Below are 20,392 nucleotides of genomic sequence, written 5' to 3' on the forward strand. Positions count from 1 at the left end.
ACTATTCAAATAAACGGTAAAGTGATTCCAGACTTTCCTGAAAATTTGCTCGTTCATTTATTCCCTGTTTTAGTAGACTGTTTATTTTGTTCATCATTTTGATTGCAAAATCTACCTCTGCATTTGTCCCTTCTTTATAAGCTCCAATGTTTATAATGTCTTCATATCTAGCATATGTGGCAAGAATATCAAGAAGTCTTCCAGCATATTTAAGATGTTTATCTTCAACTATATCTTTCATAAGCCTGCTTATACTTTTTAAAGGTTCGATAGCTGGATAGTGATTTTTGTTTGCAAGTTCTCTTGATAAAACTATATGTCCATCAAGAATTGCTCTGGCTCCATCGGCAACCGGATCTGTTAAATCATCTCCTTCAACTAAAACAGTATAGATGCCTGTTATAGAACCGCCATTTTTTGTAGCCCCAACCCTTTCAAGAAGCTTAGGCATCAGTTTAAAAACACTCGGAGGATAGCCTTTCATTGTAGGTGGTTCACCTGCTGCAAGTCCGATTTCTCTCTGAGCCATTGCAAAACGGGTAAGGGAATCCATCAGTAACAGTACATGCTTGCCCTGCTGTCTAAAATACTCTGCAATTGCGGTTGCAAGGAAAGCGCCTCTAATTCGTGCAAGTGCAGGAGTATCAGATGTTGAAGCCACAACTACTGATTTTTTTAATCCCTCTTTGCCAAGGTCATTTTCAATAAATTCTCTGACTTCTCTCCCTCTTTCGCCAATGAGAGCAATTACATTGACATCTGCTGTGGTGTACCTTGCAATCATACCGAGTAAAACACTCTTTCCAACTCCACTGCCTGCCATTATCCCAATTTTCTGACCTTTACCCACTGTTATCAGGGTATTTATGGCTCTGATGCCTAAATCAAGGGGTTCTTTAATTATTTCTCGTTCAAGTGGATTAATGACATCATTGTATATTGGGAAAAGCTCTCCCTTTATAGGATCTTTATCATCAATTGGGTTTCCAATTCCATCAATTATTCTTCCAAGAATTGCATCACTTAATGAAATGTAGCTCTGTTTGCCCTTTACAGCAATTTTTGCTCCTGGTCTGATTCCATAAATTTCACCAAGAGGAGAAAGTAAAATAGTTCCGTTTTTAAATCCAACAACCTCTGCTTCTACAACACTTTCCTCATTAATGATTTCGCAAATATCTCCAATGCTTGCATTTACTCCAATACTTTCCACAATTAGTCCAACAGCTTTGATCACTTTACCATAAATTTTTACTGGATTTATTCTGTCTAAAATTTCTTCCTTGCTATTGAGAAATGCTTGTATTGAGAGCATTTTCTATCTCCTTAAACCTTTGCTCAATCGTTGATATGATGTGTTGAGACTGCGTTTCAATCCAGCAACCACCTTTTTTTATGTCATTTGAAGGCTCTATTTGAAGTTTGGTTCTGTCTATGTCAAGTTCATTAATCTTTTCAGAGATAATTTCATAATCATCTGGATTGAGCTTTATAATAATCATTTCTTCACTGAAGGGAACAGCTTTTAAAGCCTCCTGAACAATCGAAAAAGTAACATCTTTATCAAGAGCAATTTTTGTGGCAACAATTTTTTCTGCAATTTTAAATGAAAATCTTAAAATTTGTGGCAGGAAAAATTCTATCTGTTTGTCTTTAAATTCAGTTAATTCTTTTATCATATTTTTAAAAGCTTCTGTTATCCTGTCAAGTTCATTTGATTTTTCTTTTATTTCATTCTGACTTTTATTAAATCCTTCTTCATATCCTTTATTAACTCCTTGTTTATGGCCATCTTCATATCCTTTGTTATAACCATCTTTATATCCTCTCTCCATAACATCTTCATTGGGTTTATTTTCATGGTGTTCAATAATCTTTTTATTTTCGTCAAATGGTAGGGGTACATAAGGCTTAATATTATCAGGTGACAATTGCCTCACCTCCTCTTTTACCGACTACAATTTTCCCCTCCTCTTCAAGTCTTCTTGCAACCCTTACAATATTCATCTGAGCTTTTTCTACATCAGCAACTCTTACAGGTCCCTTTGTCTCCATCTCTTCTTTGATTATCTGCACAGCTCTACTAGACATATTTTTAAATATTTTTTCTTTAAGCTCCTCAGATGCCATTTTAAGTGCTAAAACAAGGTCATCTGTTGCAATTTCTTTAAGAATTGTTTGTATACCTCTATCGTCTACAGAAATAAGGTCTTCGAATGTAAACATTAATTTTCTTATTTCATCAGCTAAAATAGGGTCTTTTTCTTCAATATGTTTAATAATTAGCTCTTCGGATGTTCTATCCATCTGATTAAGGATCTCAGCAACTGTTTTAACTCCTCCAATCCTTCTTGATTGAGTATATGAACTGAGCTGTGACTGTAGAACATCCTCAAGCTCGCTAAGGATTGTAGGAGAAATCTGATCAAGATTCGCAATTCTTTGAGAAATCTCTATTTTAAGCTGCTCAGGAAATTTGCTTAATACTTCAGCAGCCTGAGTTGGTTCTAAATGTGCTAAAACAATCGCTATTGTCTGTGGATGTTCTCTCTGAAGCATTGTTGCTATGGAGCTTGGGTCGAGCCATCTGAGGATATCGAAAGCTGAAGCACCACTTTCAATCTTGCTTATAAGTTTTGCAGCCTGTTCTTCTCCGAATGCTTTTGTAAGTATTGTTCTTATATATTCTTCATCAACAGTTACAGGAGCTGTTCCTATTTTCTCTGAAAATTCTTTAAGAACAGTCTCAGCTTCTTCCTGTGTTAATTTTATTCGTGACATCATAGGAAGAATTCTGGCAAGTTCAATAGGATCAAAATGTTTAAAAAGTTCTGTTGCAGCATCTTCTCCAATTAAAGAAAGAAGAGCAGCAGCTTTTTCTATGCCTGAAAATTTTCTCATTTATTCTGCTATCCACTCTCTAAGAATCGCAATTACCTGTTTGGGATTATTTTTAGCCATCTGTCTTATTTCTTCTCTTATATCTCTTTCCTTGAATAAAGATGATCCAGTTTCATCAGATATTACAATTTCTTTTTTAGCTATTTTCCCCTCAGCAGGTTTTTTAAGCAATTCTATTATAGGCTTCACCACAAAAATGATTAGAAGTACAATTATAATAAGTGGAATAATGTATTTAAGAATTGTTTTTATAATACTCATATAATCAATTCCAGCTTTTTCTTCCTGTACAACTTCAAATGGAATGCTTTCAACTATCACGTAGTCCCCTCGTTCTTGATTGTATCCTATTGATGCCTGAACAAGTTCCTGATATTTTTTAATCTCATCCTCGCTTCTTGGTGTATAAACTTTTTTACCTTTTTCTTCTCTGTAAATTCCATCAATTAGAACAGCTACAGATATTTTTTTAATCTGTCCGGTAGACTGAAGAATTTTGCTTATGGTTTTGCTTACTTCATAGTTTATACTTTCCTGCTGTCTCTGGGATTGCACATTTTGGACAGTTGTTGGTTGCTGTTGCCCTGGTTGATTTGAAAGAACTCCAGGAATTCCTCCTGGTTGAGGAACCATTGTTTTTTCCTGTGTTCTCTGTTCACTTCTTATTGCAATGGTATCAGGGTCATATTTTTCTTCAAGTCTTTCAACTTTTGAAAAATCAATATCCGCAGAAACTCTAACAATTGCTTTCCCTTTTCCAACAATATTTTCAAGCATGCTCTGGATATTTTTCTCATAAGTTTTTTCAATATTTCTTCTGTATTCAATCTGAGTGGCTTCCACTAACTGCGTTGGATCTTTTGGTGCAGAAAGAAGATTGCCATACTGGTCAATTACAGTAACATATTGGGGCGAGAGTCCTTCCACACTACTTGATACAAAATGCACCACGCTTGAAACCTGTTCTTTTGTTAGGTTTCTACCAGGTTTAAGCTTTAAAACCACTGATGCTGTTGGATGGTCCTCCTTTTCTGTAAATATTGTTTTTTCTGGAATTGCTATATGAACTCTTACCTGGTCAACTTCCTGAAGTTGTTTTATTGTGCGTTGAAGTTCTCCCTGAAGGGCTCTGATATAGTTTACACGTTGTGAAAATTCTGTAAGTCCGATGGATGTTTTATCAAATATTTCAAAACCTACTCCGCCTCCAGATGGTATACCTTGTGAAGCAAGTTCAAGCCTCAATTCATGCACTTTATCAGAGGGAACATAAATTGCAGTATCTTTTACCTGATATGGAATTTTTTTCTCTTTAAGCTTATTTATGACATTTCCGGCATCTTCAGCGGAAAGATTGCTGTATAAAATCTGATAATCCTGTTTTGGTAGCCATAAAACTAAAGTTAAAATTATTGCCAGAACAATAACGCCAACACCACCAAGAGCTAATTTTTTATTGAGAGGCATATTTTTGATATTGTCTAATATTGTTTTAGCTCTATCTGTTATTGCCATTTTTTATCAAACCTGCATACGCCATATTTCATCATATGCTGTTAATACTTTATTCCTTACCTGAATGAGTGTTTGCAATGTCATATCGGCTTTCTCCATTGCAAGGACAACCTGATGAATGCTCAACTCTCCCTTTGAAAATGATTCAATTGCCTTTTGAGCTTCCTGTTCTACCTGAGACGCTTCCTTTATTGCATCTTTTAAAGCCTGTTCAAAGGATTCCTTTTCTGAACCTTGAAGATTTTTTAAATCCTGTAAACTCTTTCCCAGAAGGTCATTTATGTTTTTTATCTCTGTCATTTAAAAACCTCCTAAACCTTTAATATATCAAGTGTTCTCATGAACATATCTTTATATGAGTTTACCATGGTAAGATTTGCTTCATATGCACGAGAGGCGGATATGAGATTGATCATTTCTTCCATAGGATTTATGTTCGGATAGTTTACATAGCCATTTTTATCTGCATCAGGATGAGAGGGATCATAAACCACTCTGAAAGGTCTTTGATCTTCAACTATTTTGTTTACATCTACACCCTGAGAAATTTGATCATATATGTATGTTGTAAATACAACATCTTTTCTCCGATAAGGTCCTCCATCTGGTGTTTTGGTAGAATTTACATTCGCAAGATTTGAGGCAATTACATTGAGTCTTACTTTCTGTGCTTCAAGCCCGGTTGCAGATACTTTAAGAGGTAAGAATATATCTTGCATTAACTACCTCCTTTAACAGCACTTTTAATCATACGTATTTTTGTTGAAATAAGCTGTGTAGCGGTATTATACATAAGCATTGTTTCTGCAACTTTTGTCATTTCTACTTCTATGTTGACAGTATTTTCATCTCTGTTTGGCATAGTTGTTGATGCTTCTATGATTTTATAGGATTGCTCGTCAGTTTCAACTGCTCTTTTAAGCTCTTCCTGAAAATTTAGATCTTTTGCCTTGTATTTAGGCGTATCAGCATTTGCTATATTTGAAGCAAGAATTTTTTGCCTGTAGGCACATATATCCATTATTTTTTCAAGAAGTTTTATTGAATCATCCATATTTAGTTACCTCCATTAAAAATAACATACAAATTGTATGCCATTAACTATCTTTAAAGCCATACTCTTTAATTTTATTTCTCAAAGTTCTTACGCTGATTCCAAGAATTTTTGCTGCCTTGGTGCGATTACCCTCTGTTTTCTGTAGTGCATCCATTATTAAATCTTTTTCTGCTGTTTTTAGTTTGCCTGTTTTAATAAAACTTTTTTCTTGAAAAACAGTTGCGTCCTCTGATAGTCTCAATTCACCATCATGACTAAGCACGGCAGTCCTGTATATAAAATTCTCAAGTTCTCTCACATTTCCTAGCCATGATCGGTTGATTAAATATTTTTTCATCTCTTCTGTAATTGTAAAACTTTTTAACATCTTATCTGAAAGTCTTTTTAAGAAAAGTTCTGCAAGAGGCACTATATCATCGCTTCGTTCTCTAAGTGGGGGTATTCTTAAAGGAAATACATTGATCCTGTAAAAGAGGTCTTCTCTGAAATTGCCTTTTTTTACCTCCTCTGCAAGGTCCTTATTCGTAGTGGCAATTATTCTTACATCTATTGGAATAGGCCTGGTTCCTCCAACTCTGTCAACTTCTTTTTCCTGAATTACTCTTAAGAGTTTTGCCTGAAGCCTGTATGCCATCTCACTGATTTCATCAAGAAGAATAGTTCCTCTGTTGGCAAGTTCAAATTTCCCCAATTTTCTTTCAGTTGCTCCTGTGAATGCTCCCTTTTCATGCCCAAAAAGCTCTGCTTCAAGAAGTGTTTCGGTAATTGCAGCACAATTTATTGCAACAAATGGTTGATTAGCTCTCGGGCTATATTTATGGATGTATCTTGCAATTACTTCTTTACCAACTCCACTTTCTCCTGTAACTAAAACAGTGATGTCTGTTTTTGCTATTTCCTTTGCGATTTCAAGAATTTTCCTCATTTCTCTGGATTCTGCAATAATGTTTTCGTCACTGGGAAGAAGCCTTGAAATAAGAGATTTCAAAGTTTCCATTGAAAAAGGCTTCAATATATAATCCACAGCACCAAGTTTCATTGCTTTTACAGCATCCTCAACATTTCCATATCCTGTAATAACAATTACAGGCGTGAATACACCCTTTTTTCTGATTTCAGAAAGAAACTGCAACCCGTCCATTTTTGGCATTTTTACATCTGTTATGATTAATGAAAAATTACTCAGATTCACGTTTGATAAGACTTCTAAGGGATCCCGATAGGTAGTAGGATTGAAACCAAAACGAGACATTGCTTCTTTTAAAGCAAACCTCATATCAGGTTCATCATCTATTATCAGAACGGATTTCATTCCAGAGGCAAATAAACTGCAAATTCTGTGCCTTCACCTGTTTTACTTTTCACTTCAATTCTTCCACCATGCGCGGATATTATGCTATTTGTAATACTTAAGCCAAGCCCTGTTCCTCTGTCTTTCGTAGAGAAAAACGGGTCAAAAATCCTTTCAATAATTTCTTCGTCAATGCCCTGACCAGTATCTTTGACTGTAAGTTTTACACATTTATCACAAATACTGGAATTGATAGTAATACGTCCACCTTCAGGCATTGCCTGATAGGCATTGACAATAAGATTAATCAATGCCTGTCTGATAAGCGAAAAATCAAGAGGTACTACAAGTTTATTATTCATTTTGATTTCAGTCGCTATTGCAGCACTGCTGAATAATTCCTTGAACTCTTCTGTTATTTCTTCAACCAATTCATTAATGCATACAGGAGTTTTTTTCACTGTCATTCCTCTTGTAAAGCTCAGCATATTTTCAAGTGTATTCCTCAGCATTCTTACAGAACTCGAAATTCTTCTTGCATAATCTCCATGAATGCTTTCTTTAATATCTTCTGATATCATATTTGCAAAAAGTTCAATACTTCCAAGAGGATTTCTTATTTCATGAGCTATTTTCATGATAAGAGAGCCCATTGCTGTGAGTCTTCTGTTTCTTTCGTTTTCTGCTTCAAGCTCTTTTACTCTTGTAATGTCTTTACAGAGGAAAACATGTCCGATTTTCTCTCCTTCTGAATCAAGAACATCTGATTGAGAGAGGATTGCATAAAACGGTTTTGCAGATTTTGCTGGATATATCAAGTCATTTTCAATTTTTATTGGTAAATTGTTTTGTCCTGTAACCTCTTCTGTCTTCACATTAAACAGAAGTTCAGCAGCACGATTGATTAATCTAATGACACCATCTCTGTCAAAAAAAACAACAGCTATGTCAATACTGTCGATTATGCTGCTTAAGAGCCTCTTTTTTTGATCAACCTCTTCAGTAAGAATTTTAATTCTTTCTTCAAGGATGCTGTAATATTTAATTAATGTTTCTGATGCTGTATTAATTTTTAATATGGCTTCACTTAAAAGGTTTTCGTTTTTCATAGTTTTTCAAGAAGTGCTCTTGCTGCTTCAGCGAGTTGTCCTTTTGAATTAACTACTTTTTCAAGATATGTTTTATCATTTGCAAGTTTTCCATACTGATAGTATGCCCACATAAGAGAGTCATTGTCTTTTGTTCCCATGTCTATAGCTCTTTTATAGTATTTCAGTGCTTCTTTTGTTTTTTTTGAAAGATAAAAATAGTCAGCAGCCTTTAATGTAGCTTCAGCAGATCCAAGCCTTGATGCTTCAAGCCAGTAAGAAATTGCTTTTTTTCTGTCTCCAAGCGAGTATTCAAGATTACCCGCCAGTGTTAAAAGATCAGGGTCTTTGATTGATTGTGATGCTTTTCTTAAATAGGCAAGGGCTGTGGTTTTATCTCCTTCTTTATTAAGAATCTGAGCATAGAGAGCCATAGCCGAGGGATTTTTATCTTTTAATGGCTCTAAAAGTTTTTTAGCTTCCTTGTGTTGACCGTCATTTATCAGAATTCTGGAGTATGGAAGTACAGCTTCTGCTCTTCTTGGTCCTGTCTGTATTTTTCTCAATAAATTTTTGGCTTCTTTATATTTACCCTGAGAAATAAGAAAACTAGCTGAATCAAGCAATGAAGAAGAGTCTTCAGATAAGAACGGATATACCTTTACAATATAATCTGCAGCTTTATCGGGTTTCCCATGCATGATGATTTTTGTAAATTCTTCAATTTTTTTGCTTCTTAATTCTTTATCTCTTAACGCTAAAATCATTTTCAAAGCTTCATCGTAGTTATTCTGATTCATATAAATTGCATAAAGCTTGAGTCTTAATTCATCAGTTGGAATATATATATATATATCATTTGCAATTTTTAAAGCTTCATCTATTTTGTTCTGCACAAGATACAACTCAAAAAGCATTTTTTTTGCTTTGACTGTATCATATAGTTTTTTTGAGTTTTCTACTGTTTTTCTTAAAATCAATTCTGCTTCTGGGAACTTCCCTGCTTTTATTAGAACTTCTGCTTTATCGAGATCATACTTGCTTTTTTTTAGTTTCAAATTTTTCTTAAACTCTTTTAAAGCCTCTTCTGGTTTACCTGTTAGAACAAGATATTTGATTTTCAATAAAACCGCATCTGGTTCATTGAAATCTTTACTGTCTAGTTTTTTTAAAATGTTTTCCAGAAGTTTTAAGTCACCTCTATACAGAGCAATCCAGCCGTTTCCAATCATTGCCTGCCTATCAAGTGGTGCTTTGACCTGATTAAGATAAAGTTCTGCTTCCTTGAATTTATTAATTTTTAAATACGTAAGTCCTAAATATAGAGTAGCTTCATTAATATAGGTAGAATTTTTAAAATCTCTTAAAAGTCTTTTAAGCGGAATTGTTGCTTCATAGTAGTTTCCAAGAAAATAATCTGCTTTGGCAAGTCCAAGAAGTGCTCTATCAGCAAAGTTTGGATTTTCAGTATATTTTTGAAAAAACTCCTTTGCATGTAGGTAATCCTCCATTTTCAGAAGATCTTCTCCATTCTTCAAAGGATCTTCAGCAGAGGCTATGCTTACCATCAGGATTAATATAGCAAAAGCAAGCTTACATATCTTGAATTTCATTGTCTTTTATACCCAATCTCTTCATCTTTTCGATGAGTGTTGTTCGATTTATATTTAAATATTTTGCTGCTCTACTTTTAATCCATTTATTAACATTTAATGAGTGTAGAATTAATTTTTTTTCGTATTCCCTTAAAACTTCGTTAAAGTCTATTGCAGAACTGAAAGGATTAAAATCATCTGGAATGAACTCCCTTGAAAATGAGTTTTCTCCAAATCTTATTCTCTCTGGAATGTCTTCAAGACTAACTACACCATTATCATTCAAAACATAAAAGCGTTCAATTAAATTCTCAAGTTCTCTTACATTGCCTGGCCAACTATAGTTTAAAAAAATTTCCATAACTTCTGGTTTAAGTTGCAATGAGTAACCAAATTTTTGAGAAAATTTTTTCATAAAATATTCGGATAAAAGTGGAATGTCCTCTTTTCTTTCTCTTAGTGGAGTGATTATTAAAGGTACAACATTAAGTCTCCAGAAAAGATCTTCTCGGAAATTCCCCTTTTTTACTTCTTTCTCTAAGTCTTTATTTGTTGCTGCAATAATTCTTACATTAACCTGTACAGGTCTGGTTCCTCCAACTCTTTCAAAGCTTCTTTCCTGAATGACCCTCAATATCTTTACCTGAAGATGTACGGGCATATCACCAATTTCATCAAGAAAAATTGTGCCTTCATTTGCCAGTTCAAATCTTCCTGGACGACAGTAAACTGCTCCTGTGAATGCTCCCTTTTCATGGCCAAAAAGTTCAGATTCAAGAAGTTCTGAAGGTATTGCAGCGCAGTTAATAGGGATAAAAGGCTTTGTTGATCTTGTACTTCTCTGATGAATCATTTTTGCAACCAATTCTTTACCTGTGCCACTTTCACCAATTATTAAAGCTGTGCTGTCAGCTCTGGAGAGTTTATCAATCATTGTAAGAATTTTTTGAATAGATTCAGACTTTCCAACAATTATAACTTTATCATTCATGTCATAAATATGACATATTGGAAACTAAAATTTCAATAAATATTCTTTCTAGTTCATTTATTTAATGCAATAATATCATGCAATTGTATAAGTATAATATTTTCAAGTTTGAGAAAATATCGATTTATATACTCTTTTTTTTCTATAATATTATACTTTTCAAAGTCGAAGTTTTTTAATGGAGTTATTAAATGCGAGTAATAATTGTGGGTGCTGGAGATATAGGCTATCAAATTGCTAAATTTTTAACTTATGAAGGAGTTGATGTTGTTATTATTGATAGAGATGGGAGTAAACTTAGAAGAATTACTGAAGAGCTTGATATTGCAACAATTGAAGCAGAAGGAAGTGATCCTTCAGCATTCAAAGAAGCAGGAGCGGATAAAGCAGATTTAATAATTGCAGTTACAAATAGTGATGAAACAAATATGATTGCCTGCCTGCTTGGTAAGGCAATTTTTAATATAAATCGTAAAATTGCAAGGATAAGAAATCCTAATTACTTTTTTAACAAAGAACTCCTTAGTGAATCGAATCTTGACATAGACCCTGCGATTAATCCAGATTTTGAGGCTGCTCAGGCAGTGACAAAACTACTTGAGCATTCATTCGCTAGTGAAATTATAGAGTTTGAGCAGGGGGAAATAATAATAATAGGTATCAAAATTCCAGAGGATAGCCCGATTAAAGAAAAAAAGTTGAAATCGATCAGAACATTGTTGCCAAAAGATTTTATTATAGGAATCATTGAAAGAGACGAAGATGTAATAATTCCATCTGGAGAGGATATCTTACAAGTTGGAGATATTGTTTATATTCCATTAAAAAAAGAAGAAATTGAGGAAGTTGCTCAGAGTCTAGGAGTTTATACAGAGCCTGCAAAAAAGATAATGATTCTTGGTGGTGGACGAATTGGTTACTATATAGCCAGCAAAATGGAAAGTCAGTTAGATATTAAGATTATAGAGAAAGATGCGGAGAGATGTAATTTTTTAAGCAAACTCCTTAATAAATCTCTAATTCTTCATGGAGATGGAGCTAATAAACAGCTTTTGATTGAAGAAAATATAAGTAATATAGATGCATATATTGCTTGCTCTAATAACGATGAGTTGAATATCATGTCATCACTTCTTGCCCAGAAACTTGGAGCTAAAAAGGTTATATCCATTATAAATAGAACAGACTATGTTCCTCTTGCTCATAACTTAGGAATTCAGTCTGTTTTAAGTCCAAGGTTGATCACTACTAGTATTATTCTTCGATATGTAAGAAAAGAAGAAATTTTATCTCTTATAGCAATTGCTGAAAATAAAGCTGAAATTATTGAAGGGGTTGTAAATAAAACATCATCTCTTATAGGACAGACACTGAAAGATAAAATTTTCCCTAAAAATACAACTCTTGGAGCAATTAAACGAGATGAAAGAATTATAATTCCAAAAGGTGAAGATTTTATTAAGGAACAAGATAAATTAATTATATTTACACTGAGAGATTCTATAAAAGAAATTGAAAAACTTCTAGCATGAATTACAAAACTATAATCAATATTGTTGGTACGGCTCTTATTATTCTTTCAATTTTTATGCTTTTATCAGTTTTTGTATCAATTCTCAATCACTCTTCAGATACTTTTGCACTGGGATTGTCATTTTTTTTAACTTTATTTTCTGGAACAGTTATGCTTTCAATAACAAAACAATACACACATGAAGAACTAATGTATCGAGAAGCTTTTATGACTGTAACTTTTACATGGATAGTAATTACTTTTTTTGGTTGTCTCCCTTATATTTTTACTGGTAGCGTTGTTTCTTTTACAGACGCTTTTTTTGAATCAATGTCAGGATTTACAACAACAGGAGCAAGTATTTTTATGGATGTGGAAAAATTGCCAGCTGGCTTACTATTCTGGAGAAGTATGACTCAGTGGATAGGTGGAATGGGAATTATAGTATTTGCGCTTGCAATTCTACCTATTATGGGAACAGGGGGAATGCAGTTGTTTAAGGCTGAAGTGCCTGGTATCACTGTTGATAAACTTAGACCGAGCATTATTGGTACAGCAAAAGCATTATGGTTTATTTATATAGGAATAACAGGAATTATCGTAGTTCTTTATTACTTTGGTGGTATGGATATTTATGATGCATTTTGTCATGCTTTTACTACTATTTCAACTGGTGGATTTTCCACAAAAAATGCAAGTATTGCTCATTTTAACAATCCATTACTTGATTATATATCAAGCTTAGGAATGTTTCTTGGAGGAATAAATTTTGCTTTGTATTTTTATTTGTTAAAAGGTACTATCAGAAAATTTTTTAAAAATGCTGAGTTCAGATTTTATTGCTGTATAATTACTATAACAGTTATACTTATAACAATAGACCTATGGCTTTATGTTTATAGTTCTTTTTCCGACTCGCTTAGATATGCTATTTTTCAAGTTGTCTCAATGATGACTACCACAGGTTATGCAACAGCAAATTATTTAAATTGGAGTGCATTCTCACAGTTGATTTTATTGATTATTATGTTTTTTGGAGGCATGACCGGATCTACCGGAGGCGGTATTAAACATGTCAGGATTTATCTAATGATTAAGCAGATATATAGAGAATTTTATCAACTAATTCATCCCAGAGCAGTTTTAGTATTAAAATTAGATGAAAAAATTCTCACCAAAGAATTACTTGGAAGTATTTGGGGATTTGTTTTTCTTGCGATATTTGTTTGCATAATTGCAAGTATTGCAATGACATCAACAGGTATGGATTTGATAACCTCTGTTTCAACAGTTATCTCTACAATGAACAATGTCGGTCCTGCTATGGGAGAAGCTGGTCCTGTTGGCAACTACTCATCAATACCTATTGCAGGGAAGTGGATACTTATTTTCTGTATGCTTGTTGGAAGACTTGAATATTATACAGTGTTAATTCTTGTTACTCCAGCTTTCTGGAAAAAATAATTTTTCTGTGCGAATATTATTTTTGTTTAGATTAACTGCACTGGTTAAACATGGTTTTATTATTGGGATTATTGAGATAATCCTGTTTTTTTCTTAAGTGTTGCAATTTCTTCCTTTGTAAGAGGTCTCAGTTGACCTGGTTTTAACTCTCCGAGCTTTACTCCATCGATGGCTATTCTGATTAATCTAATAACAGGATGACCGACTCGTTCGAGCATTTTACGAATTTGTCTTTTTCGTCCTTCCTTAAGAGTAATTTTTATCCATGAATTGGCTTTCAATTTTTTTACAAGATGCACACTTGCTGGAACAGCAAACTTTCCGTCAATCTTAATTCCTTTTTTTAATTTTTCTATATTTTTATCTTCTATCAATCCTTCAATTTTAACCATATAAGTTTTTTCAATTTCTGAACCTGGATGCATTACTCTGTAAGCAAGTTCTCCGTCATTTGTAAGCAGAAGTAGTCCTTCTGAATCATAATCAAGTCTTCCAACTGGATAAATTCTGAATTTAATACCTTTCAAAAAATGCTTTATTGTCATTCTTCCCTGTGGATCAATAAGTGATGTAATCACTTTCCTTGGTTTATAAAAGGCATAATAAACCTTTTGCTGCGGTTTAATAAGAAGATTACCATCAACTTTTATATAATCTGTTTCTGGATCAGCTTTCTGCCCTATAGTTGCGATTTGTCCGTTTACTGTAACTTTTCCCTCTTTTATCAGCTCTTCTGCTTTTCTGCGGGATACAATTCCATATTCACAAAGGATTTTCTGAAGTCTTTGTATCATAGCTAATCCATAATCTCAACATAAGCCTTTTGACGGAGGCTTCTTATCCAGAGTTTATATTCGTTCCAGAATTTTTCATTTTCCAGAAGATTTCTTACATAATTGATCAATCTTTCAGATCCTTTTTTAAAACAGATGCCATCAAGTCTGAAAATAAAAATACCATGTTCAGTCATAATTGGTTCACTTACCTGCCCTATGTTCATTTTTGAAAGTAAAATCGCAAGCTGAGGAGCTATTTCATTTTTTTTTAATACTCCGATTGATCCTCCTGATCTGGCTGAAACATCTTCACTGAATTGAGATGCAATTCTATTGAAAGGTTCTCCCTGAATAAGTCTTTTTAAAATTTCATTTATTTTTATTTTTAATTCCTCTTCATTTTCTCTTTTTTTTAAAAATATCTGACTTACATAATAACCATCATCATCACATGAGAGCTCAGGATTAGCTGCGATATAATTGTTTATTTCTTCATCAGTAACAATTATCTTACTTTTTACAAACATATTTGATGCTCTGCCAATTATTACTTGTTCTTTAAGCAGTTTTTTATAATCTTCAAAAGTCATTCCTTCTTTCTGAAGGGTTTCATTAAATGCTTTATCTGACATTTTATATTTTTTCTTTATATCATTTATTGCTGCATCTATTTCAGAATCACTGACAAAGATTCCAAATTTTTCAGCTTCTTCTATCTGAAGCTTTGTATCAATGAGCTTTTCAAGTAATTCCTCCTGATGTTTTTTGAAATATTTAAATCTTTCGTCAGGATTGAGTGATTTAATTTCATCATTTGCAACAAATTCCATATATTTATAGAGTTCGCTCCATGTTATTACTTCTTTGTTAACTACAGCTACAACTTTATCAAGAAAAAATTTATTTTCTTCCGCACTGGCTGAAGATTGAAATATAGATTGGAAGTTGAAAAATGAAACTAAAATTACCAGTAAAACTGATAGTTTTAAAACATAAACTTTACTACCTAGAAAATATTTCATGTAATAAACTCTATTAACATATTCTTGGTAGTTGTTCTCCTGGAAGCATGTCAACCATTCTTGTGCCTCCAATTAATGTTTTCAATAAGACTTTACCTCCTTGACCTGTAACCTCTCCAATTATTGTAGATTCTATCCCGAATGGATGCTTTTTCATCAAAGTAAGTATTTCCTCTGTAACTTCCGGTTTAACAATAGCAATAAAAATACCTTCATTAGCTACAAATAGAGGATCAAGTCCAAGGAGGTCGCATGCTCCTTTAACAGTATCATGAACTGGAATTGAATTTTCATAAATTAAGATATCCTTGCCTGAGTCAAGGGCAATTTCTTTAAGTGTGGTTGCAACTCCACCACGTGTGGGATCTCGCATAATTTTGATAAAAGGAGCGAAGTATTGGAGAATTTCGTTAATTAAACCATTTAATGCTCTGGTGTCACTCAAGACGGGCGGTTCAAAGATAAAATCATTTCTTTCAGCCATTACAGCAATTCCATGATTCCCTATAGATCCACTTAAGATAACTTTATCTCCAATTTCTACTTTCATAGGAGACAGTTCGATATTATCTGATAATATGCCAACTCCTGAAGTATTTATAAAAATTCCATCTCCCTTACCTTTGTCAACAACTTTAGTGTCTCCAGCAACTATTTTTACTCCTGCTTTTTTTGCCGATGCAGCAATGCTTTTTAAAATCTTTTCAAAGTCAACCATTGGAAGACCTTCTTCTAATATAAAACCTGCTGTTAGATAAAGAGGTGTAGCACCCACAACAGCTAAATCATTTACAGTGCCGTTTACTGCAAGGTCACCAATATTTCCACCAGGAAAAAATATTGGTGATACAGTGTATGAATCAGTTGTTATAGCAATTTTTCCAGAATGATTAAGAGATATCACAGCAGAGTCCATAAGTGAGGAAAGCTCAAATACTGGTACGACGTATTTTGTTATAAGTTCATGCATTAATTTGCCACCACTTCCATGACCAAGAAGGATTCTATCCATTCATGCTCCTTATCAATTCGATTGTTTCTGTAATATTATACAAAAATAGTTCAAGTAATAGGTAATTATCTACTTGCTTACTGATGTTTTAATTTTATGATCGGTTTTTTAAATTAAAAAGCCACGAAAAGAAAGTTTACAGGGGTTCTGAAACGAACCCCTGTAAAATGAATTTAATTCAGCTTCTCAGAGCCAAAGTTTACTTTGTCTCCATTTATAAATCTGGTAATCATAAAACCTACTGCTGAGACAATCATACATTCCTGTTTGAACTGGCATAACTTGCAGCTTTGTGATTCTTCAGAAGGAGAATGAATGCATTTTACAATTTCAGGAAGGTATGCAATCAAAGTGGACATGTCAACAGACACTTTCATGTCATGCATAGAAGCCCTCCTTACTCTGGCATTAATGCTGCCATACTGGGTTATTTTTATCCCGCCATTAAAAAGCAGAAGATGTCCCAGCAGGCGGATTTCCTCTGCTTTTACATATGAGTTTCAAATAACACAAACTGTAACTTTAAAATATCTATCCTTGATCAGGAAGATGAGAAAAAATCAAGTTGTTAATTAGCTTTCGATTTCTGTTTGAGATTTCCGAATCGTATGTTCAATATGGAATAAAATTTATCTTACCAGTTCTATTAAGAATATTTCAATTTTTTAAATTTATATGTTGTTTAGTAATACAAAACGATATCAAAAAAGTTATTGTAAATCTGTTTATTTGAGGTAAATTTGCAGATAATAGTTAATCTCTATTACAATCTAGATAGATGAAACTAAAAAATCTTTCAATAAATACGAAATTTACACTGTCAATAGCTTTAATAATTTTTGCTTTCTGTATAATGTTTTCATTTCTTTTATATTACCATCTAAAACAAAAAGTTATCGAGGATGCGAATGAAAAAACAAGAATTATTATGACTCAGATTGACGCACTTGGCAATTATGTAAAAGATGAGCTAAGGCCAGCTATATTTAAACTACTTTATGAAACAGGGAAAAAAGATGAGTTTATTGTTGAAGGAATGTCAACCACTCATGTGAGATTGAGTGTTATGAGGAGATTTAATAATAAAATAAAAAACTATACGTACAGAAGAGTTTCAACAGATCCTATTAATCCAGAACATAAAGCAGATGCATTACATGTTCAATTAATTGAATATTTTAAAAAAAATTCTGATAAAGAATCATGGAGCGGAATTATAAAATCAGGAGATCAGGAAATTCTTATAATGGCTAAACCGGTTAATATTGAAAAAGGGTGTTTGATATGCCATGGAAAAATTATTAATGCACCAAAAGCTTTACTTAAAATGTTTCCACGATCAAATGATTTTACGTGGAAAGATGGTGATGTTATAGGTGTTGAATCTGTTTCCATGCCTATTGCTTCAACGCTTGGAGAAATAAAAGGAGTTGCAATATCAACATTTCTTTTTGGTGCGGTTACTCTTCTTTTTCTTTTTGTTACTCTTCATGGAGCATTCTGGAGCTTCGTGATTAAACCATTAAAAAGATTAAGCTTGTTATTCAGAGGCATAGTAGAGGGGACTGAGCCGCTTAATCAAACTATTGAAGTAAAAACAAAGGATGAAATAGGAGAACTCATTTTTTCATTTAATCAGATGGCAAAATATTTATATGAAGCACAGGAGGCTACAAAAAAACATGCTGAAACTCTTCAGACAATATTTGAAGGTATCACAGATCCTCTTGCGCTTGTAAATCCTGACTGTACAGTAGAAATGACAAACCATGCATACAGAGTCTGGATGAAGGAAGGTAGATCAGCGGTCTTTACTAATAAATGCGATATAGAAAAACTTGATAGTGATAAATTGTGTCCGGTTTATTTCCTTAAAAAAGTCGTAGATACTAAAAAGCCATTTTCAGAGTACTGGGAAGGGGATGACGGGAAATATTATTTTATTCATCTCTATCCAATATTTGATGATTCAGGGAATGTGATTAAAGTTGTCCATTATGTTAAAGATATTACGGAGAAACGAAAAATAGAAGACCAGATGCGAATTACAGAAAAACTTGCAGCAATTGGACAACTCTCAGCAGGACTTGCTCATGAGATTAATAATCCACTTGGCGGTATAAGGCTCTGTTTTAACAATTTAATTTCAACTAAAATGGATGAGGAAACAAAAAAGATGCATATTGAAGTTATAAATCATGGCCTTATAAAAATCCAGCAGATTATAAAACAGCTTCTTGATTTTTCAAAACAAACAGAGTTAGTCAAGTCATCCGTTCCGATCAATAGTCTTGTGGAAAATGTATTGAAATTAACTGAATATCTTATATCAAAAAATGGTATTACTGTTATAAGGAAACTTTCACAAGATATTCCTGAAATAATGGTTGATTCAAATAAAATAGAGCAGGTTTTCTTAAATATTGTGCTTAATGCAATTCAGGCAATGGATGGAAGACAAAAAATTCTTACAATAGAGAGCTATATGAAAAACGATAGATGTTTTGTTTCATTTACTGACACAGGTCATGGTATTCCTGAGAGTATACTTCCTAAGATTTTTGATCCATTCTTCACAACCAAGCCAGTTGGACAGGGAACAGGACTTGGACTATCTGTGAGTAAATCTATTGTAGAGCAGCATAATGGCAGGATTCTTGTTGAAACCTCAAAAGCTGGTACAACATTTATTGTGGAGTTACCGATCAAATGAAAGAAAAAATTCTGATAGTTGAAGATGATCCTGCAATGAGACTTGGAATGAGTCATTTTCTTGGATCATGCGGATATTATATTAAATCCTGTGATGATGGATTAAAGGCAATGTCAATACTAGATTCAGAATTTTTTGATATCGCCATTATTGATCTGAGACTTCCCGGAGTTGATGGTCTTAGTTTACTTAAACACATAAAAAATAGATACTTACAAACAGGTGTGATTATTATAACTGCATTTGCTGAAGTTAAGACCGCTGTTCAGGCGATAAAAGATGGAGCTTTTGATTACATTGCTAAACCATTTACAAATGAGGAGCTTATTCTGGTAATAGAAAGATTGCTGAAATTCAGAAATCTTGAAATGGAAGTGCAACACCTAAGCGAAATGGTTAAAAAAAAGGAGGGTTTTGAAGGATTAATATACGCGACTCCTGTTATGAAAGAAATAATTGATAAAATTGAAGCAGTATCGAAAACAGATGTACCTATTCTCATTCAGGGTGAAAGTGGCACAGGCAAAGAATTAGTTGCAAATGCTATTCAAATGCATAGTCTGAGAAAAAATATGCCATATATCAAAATAAATTGTGCTGCAATACCTGAAACTCTTTTTGAGTCTGAACTTTTTGGATATGAAAGAGGCGCTTTTACAGGTGCCATTGAAACCAAAAAGGGAAAATTCGAGCTTGCAAATAGAGGTACATTATTTTTTGATGAAATCGGTGATATGCCCCTCGCTCTTCAGGCAAAACTTTTAAGAGTTATCGAAGATGGAATTATTTATCGTCTTGGAGGTAAAGAACCAATTCAGATTAACATTAGATATATTTATGCAACAAGTAAAAATCTTAAAGAATTAATAAAATCTGAAAAATTCCGGGAAGACCTTTTTTACAGAATAAATGTCATGCCGATATTTATACCACCTTTAAGAGAAAGGAAAGAGGATATCCCGGCATTAATTGAGAATTTTTTAAATATTTTTTCAGAGAAATATAGTAAACAGAATATTACTATTTCTTCTCTAGCATACGAGGCTTTGCTATCTTATGACTATCCTGGCAATGTTAGAGAATTAAAACACGCAATAGAAAGAGCTGTACTTTTATCCAGTGATGGAGTGATTGATGTTAAACATTTGCCTGATGAGTTTTTGCCTGTAAAAGCCTTTCAGAATGATTGCATAGTTAATAAAATTACACTTAAAGAATGTCTGGAAAGCTTTGAAAAAAATCTTATAATTAAAGCACTTCAAGAATGTGGAGGCAAAAAAATAGAAGCAGCTAAAAAACTTGGTATAAGCAGAAAAGCTTTATGGGAGAAAATGAAAGCTTATGGAATAGACAGCGGAGGGGGAGGGATTTGAACCCCCGGTAGGAGATACCCTACAGCGGTTTTCAAGACCGCCGCCTTAAGCCACTCGGCCACCCCTCCAATTTCTTATTAT

Annotated in this window: 19 protein-coding genes and 1 tRNA gene; 4 read left to right on the plus strand and 16 right to left on the minus strand. The window is 33.5% G+C overall.

The window, feature by feature from the left end:
• Nucleotide 1 precedes the first annotated feature (1 nt).
• From G581_RS0105245 to G581_RS10715, 11 genes are read right to left on the minus strand one after another with little or no spacing between them, the layout of a single operon-like run.
• Entirely contained in the window at nt 2–1,315 is a 1,314-nt protein-coding gene (locus tag G581_RS0105245; RefSeq protein WP_028844920.1) for a FliI/YscN family ATPase, read from the minus strand.
• Nucleotides 1,287–1,931, minus strand: coding sequence for a FliH/SctL family protein (locus G581_RS0105250; RefSeq protein ID WP_028844921.1), 645 nt, complete (start codon nt 1,929–1,931; stop codon nt 1,287–1,289). Before G581_RS0105250 ends, G581_RS0105245 begins: the two co-directional genes overlap by 29 nt.
• Complete coding sequence (fliG, locus tag G581_RS0105255; protein ID WP_028844922.1) at nt 1,921–2,901, minus strand: flagellar motor switch protein FliG; 981 nt, start codon at nt 2,899–2,901, stop codon at nt 1,921–1,923. Before fliG ends, G581_RS0105250 begins: the two co-directional genes overlap by 11 nt.
• Nucleotides 2,902–4,416: a flagellar basal-body MS-ring/collar protein FliF gene (fliF, locus tag G581_RS0105260; protein WP_051178898.1), complete on the minus strand. Its 1,515-nt coding sequence runs from the start codon at nt 4,414–4,416 to the stop codon at nt 2,902–2,904.
• A 6-nt stretch (nt 4,417–4,422) separates the two neighbouring features.
• On the minus strand, nt 4,423–4,716 hold the full coding sequence (fliE, locus tag G581_RS0105265; protein WP_028844924.1) for a flagellar hook-basal body complex protein FliE: 294 nt from the start codon (nt 4,714–4,716) through the stop codon (nt 4,423–4,425).
• Nucleotides 4,717–4,727: 11 nt separating this feature from the next.
• The gene (flgC, locus tag G581_RS0105270; protein WP_028844925.1) at nt 4,728–5,135 is read right to left on the minus strand and encodes a flagellar basal body rod protein FlgC; all 408 of its coding nucleotides are present in this window, start codon (nt 5,133–5,135) and stop codon (nt 4,728–4,730) included.
• Nucleotides 5,135–5,470 (minus strand): flagellar basal body rod protein FlgB, encoded by a 336-nt coding sequence (gene flgB, locus G581_RS0105275; protein ID WP_028844926.1) that lies wholly within the window; start codon nt 5,468–5,470, stop codon nt 5,135–5,137. The genes flgC and flgB overlap by 1 nt, the downstream gene beginning before the upstream one ends.
• Before the next feature lie 43 nt (nt 5,471–5,513).
• On the minus strand, nt 5,514–6,785 hold the full coding sequence (locus tag G581_RS0105280; RefSeq protein WP_028844927.1) for a sigma-54-dependent transcriptional regulator: 1,272 nt from the start codon (nt 6,783–6,785) through the stop codon (nt 5,514–5,516).
• Nucleotides 6,782–7,873, minus strand: a complete 1,092-nt coding sequence (locus G581_RS0105285) for a two-component system sensor histidine kinase NtrB (protein ID WP_028844928.1) — start codon at nt 7,871–7,873, stop codon at nt 6,782–6,784. Before G581_RS0105285 ends, G581_RS0105280 begins: the two co-directional genes overlap by 4 nt.
• Entirely contained in the window at nt 7,870–9,465 is a 1,596-nt protein-coding gene (locus tag G581_RS12165) for a tetratricopeptide repeat protein (protein ID WP_028844929.1), read from the minus strand. Before G581_RS12165 ends, G581_RS0105285 begins: the two co-directional genes overlap by 4 nt.
• A complete protein-coding gene (locus G581_RS10715; protein WP_051178904.1) occupies nt 9,446–10,438 on the minus strand; it encodes a sigma-54 interaction domain-containing protein in 993 nt (330 codons plus the stop codon). Before G581_RS10715 ends, G581_RS12165 begins: the two co-directional genes overlap by 20 nt.
• A 191-nt stretch (nt 10,439–10,629) precedes the next feature.
• Between G581_RS10715 and trkA the strand changes: the two genes are divergently transcribed.
• Both trkA and G581_RS0105305 read left to right on the plus strand, forming a co-directional pair.
• The gene (trkA, locus tag G581_RS0105300; protein ID WP_028844930.1) at nt 10,630–11,970 is read left to right on the plus strand and encodes a Trk system potassium transporter TrkA; all 1,341 of its coding nucleotides are present in this window, start codon (nt 10,630–10,632) and stop codon (nt 11,968–11,970) included.
• Nucleotides 11,967–13,415 (plus strand): TrkH family potassium uptake protein, encoded by a 1,449-nt coding sequence (locus tag G581_RS0105305; protein WP_028844931.1) that lies wholly within the window; start codon nt 11,967–11,969, stop codon nt 13,413–13,415. The genes trkA and G581_RS0105305 overlap by 4 nt, the downstream gene beginning before the upstream one ends.
• 68 nt (nt 13,416–13,483) lie before the next feature.
• On the opposite strand, the gene G581_RS10720 is transcribed toward G581_RS0105305, so the two are convergent.
• The 4 genes from G581_RS10720 to G581_RS0105325 all read right to left on the minus strand — a co-directional run bounded on the left by G581_RS10720 (nt 13,484) and on the right by G581_RS0105325 (nt 16,611).
• The gene (locus tag G581_RS10720) at nt 13,484–14,209 is read right to left on the minus strand and encodes a pseudouridine synthase (RefSeq protein WP_038065196.1); all 726 of its coding nucleotides are present in this window, start codon (nt 14,207–14,209) and stop codon (nt 13,484–13,486) included.
• Nucleotides 14,210–14,211: 2 nt separating this feature from the next.
• Nucleotides 14,212–15,213 carry a SurA N-terminal domain-containing protein gene (locus G581_RS0105315; RefSeq protein WP_028844932.1) on the minus strand — a complete coding sequence of 334 codons (1,002 nt, stop codon included), beginning with the start codon at nt 15,211–15,213 and terminating at the stop codon, nt 14,212–14,214.
• A gap of 13 nt (nt 15,214–15,226) precedes the next feature.
• Nucleotides 15,227–16,225 carry a hydrogenase expression/formation protein HypE gene (gene hypE, locus G581_RS0105320; protein WP_028844933.1) on the minus strand — a complete coding sequence of 333 codons (999 nt, stop codon included), beginning with the start codon at nt 16,223–16,225 and terminating at the stop codon, nt 15,227–15,229.
• A 173-nt stretch (nt 16,226–16,398) separates the two neighbouring features.
• On the minus strand, nt 16,399–16,611 hold the full coding sequence (locus G581_RS0105325) for a hypothetical protein (RefSeq protein ID WP_156875202.1): 213 nt from the start codon (nt 16,609–16,611) through the stop codon (nt 16,399–16,401).
• A 392-nt stretch (nt 16,612–17,003) separates the two neighbouring features.
• On the opposite strand from G581_RS0105325, the gene G581_RS0105335 reads away from it, so the two are divergent.
• A complete protein-coding gene (locus tag G581_RS0105335; protein WP_028844936.1) occupies nt 17,004–18,938 on the plus strand; it encodes a c-type heme family protein in 1,935 nt (644 codons plus the stop codon).
• A complete protein-coding gene (locus G581_RS11635; RefSeq protein WP_028844937.1) occupies nt 18,935–20,311 on the plus strand; it encodes a sigma-54-dependent transcriptional regulator in 1,377 nt (458 codons plus the stop codon). The genes G581_RS0105335 and G581_RS11635 overlap by 4 nt, the downstream gene beginning before the upstream one ends.
• Here G581_RS11635 and G581_RS0105345 read toward each other — a convergent pair.
• A tRNA-Ser gene (locus tag G581_RS0105345) sits at nt 20,293–20,379 on the minus strand. The two genes, G581_RS11635 and G581_RS0105345, sit on opposite strands and share 19 nt — an antisense overlap.
• Nucleotides 20,380–20,392 lie beyond the last annotated feature (13 nt).

The organism is Thermodesulfovibrio thiophilus DSM 17215 (assembly GCF_000423865.1).
Lineage (GTDB): Bacteria > Nitrospirota > Thermodesulfovibrionia > Thermodesulfovibrionales > Thermodesulfovibrionaceae > Thermodesulfovibrio > Thermodesulfovibrio thiophilus.